2 protein-coding genes and 1 pseudogene are annotated in these 2115 nt (G+C 39.1%); 1 reads left to right on the top strand and 2 read right to left on the bottom strand.

All coding sequences use genetic code 11. The features are described 5' to 3' along the window. Positions 1 to 22: 22 nt before the first annotated feature. Together tnpA and U8D43_RS05760 are read right to left on the bottom strand one after the other, a co-directional pair. A complete protein-coding gene (gene tnpA / locus U8D43_RS05765; protein ID WP_335870144.1) occupies positions 23 to 454 on the bottom strand; it encodes an IS200/IS605 family transposase in 432 nt (143 codons plus the stop codon). Positions 455 to 661: 207 nt separating this feature from the next. Continuing rightward, positions 662 to 952, bottom strand: a complete 291-nt coding sequence (locus tag U8D43_RS05760) for a hypothetical protein (RefSeq protein WP_335870142.1) — start codon at positions 950 to 952, stop codon at positions 662 to 664. Positions 953 to 1109: 157 nt separating this feature from the next. On the opposite strand from U8D43_RS05760, the pseudogene U8D43_RS05755 reads away from it, so the two are divergent. Continuing rightward, positions 1110 to 2115: pseudogene (locus U8D43_RS05755) on the top strand (IS1634 family transposase); the annotation flags it as partial.

Below are 2115 nucleotides of genomic sequence, written 5' to 3'. Positions count from 1 at the left end.
AGCATACTGAATTTGACTAAACTCACTCCTCAATCTTGAATATATCGTCTTTTCCATCACCAAACTGGTTGGCTATATAGTTTCGAATGATTTCTTCTGTTACCGTTCCAACTGTTGCGCAGAAATATCCTCTCGCCCATAGATATTGTCCCCAAAATCTCTTCTTTAATTCAGGAAACTCATCCTGGAGGAGTCTTGATGATCGTCCTTTCAAGTACTGCATTATTTTACTTGGTGCTAGGCTTGGAGGACAAGATAGCAATAAGTGGATATGATCTTTCCCCACACTCCCTTGTAAAATCGTGATTCCTCTTGCTTCGCAGCCTTGCCTTATTAATTCTCTTGTTCTTTTGGCAATTGGTCCATGTAGAACTTTATATCTATATTTCGTAACCCATATAACATGATATTTTATATCAAATACCGCATGACTACTTTTTTGATAACCGTCCATACTCTCACCTCTATCGTAGTATGGACATTTAAAGACAAGGCTAAAAGCGGATACCGTCTAAAGACGGTGGAGTTAGACCACGCATTTGTAAATTAAATAAGATTTTTACTTAAACGATTCCGCCATTTTGATTAACTGCTCTTTACTAATCTCTATAGGAGTAAGTTTATAGCTAAAGGCTATTTCATAAAAAAGGTCTCCTTGTTGTCATAAAATAATTCTTTTACCTGAGTGGTCTGGAATATACTTACCATTTACATCTCTTCCTATCTTAATATTCTCTTTCTTTATTTCTTTTGGGTACTCAATCTCATCTTTCAATATGTTAACTGTTAAGAACTCTTTATCCACATTGAATAGGGTAAATTCAACTTTCTGATTATTAGAACCAAAATCCTTAAGTTGCATATCCTCGAAAGGTACTTTAGTTGGAATATTTGTGTTAAATGGTGCTGTTTCCAGTTTCTTAGCTACTTCTGAATAGTTATAATCATACATTTTTCCTCTTGAAACTGACCAGCCAACTAAAATTACTATTATTGCCCCTAATAAAACTCACATTCCGCATGAAAAATTATCCAAATATTATTTTTATGAAGGATACCTCCACTTTTTCTAGAACCTTACAGTAATGATGAAAGTGGAGGGTCAAATTATGGTGAATCAAGTACTTACGTTAGACGTGGGACCATCACAACTATTGTCGAAATTAATGGATGAAATTCAGTTTGAAGAAAAGATTAATGAGTCGGTCGTTTGGGATTAACAGCGCTGTGGCTTGTCCCCCGGTACCCGACTCAAGGCGTTGGTTCTAAACATCCTTGGCCAAAAATCTCCTCTCTATAAGGTCCAGGAATTTTACCAAAAACAAGATGTTGAACTTCTCTTTGGATCGGATGTAAAACCGGAACAGTTCAATGATGATTCGTTAGGAAGAGCGCTTGATTATTTATACGAAGCCGATCCGTGGAAAGTCAACACCCCGTTAGCCTTATCGACCTTAAATCAACTGAATGTAGCACTCGATACTTTACATTGCGAAACGACTTCCTTTTCCGTATCTGGCGATTATCTTCCCGACTCTTCTTCTTCTGGTCTATCTGAAAAAGAACCCCTTTCCGTCACGTATGGATACAGTAAACAAAAACGTCCGGATTTGAAGCAAATCGTCTTGGGCATGGGCGTCACTCCTCAAGGGATCCCCATCGTAGCCAAGGTGGAGAATGGAAACACCTCGGATGTGAAATGGAACATGGAATTTGTTCAGAAATTATGTGAAACCCTGTCAGAAGAGAACTGGTCGAACCTCCTATACCAAGCCGATTCTGCCCTCATTTCAAAAGGAAATCTCCAAGATTTAGCTGCCCATCAGTTGGATTTTCTTTCGTGGCTTCCTGATACCTTCAGACTTTCCACTGAATTAAAAAGCAAGGCGTGGAAGAACAATAAGTGGGAGGTCATAGGGAAATTAACGAGCCAAACGAATGGCTCCAACTACCGTTACCAAGCGTTTGAAGAAGAACTAGAGGGGCAAAACTTACAGCCGAAGATAGGCAAAGTGGAAGACAAAAAGGTTAACTGAGCTCACCTGTTGCTCCTTAGCTATGTTGGCGGGGAGATCAAGAAGAAGTTTGCGAACCATTGCCATCAACCTCGGTAAG

Source organism: Bacillus sp. 2205SS5-2, from assembly GCF_037024155.1.
Taxonomy (GTDB): domain Bacteria; phylum Bacillota; class Bacilli; order Bacillales; family Bacillaceae_K; genus Bacillus_CI.
The sequence above is the reverse complement of the archived record's forward strand: the minus strand, read 5'-3'. Positions and strand labels throughout refer to the sequence as shown.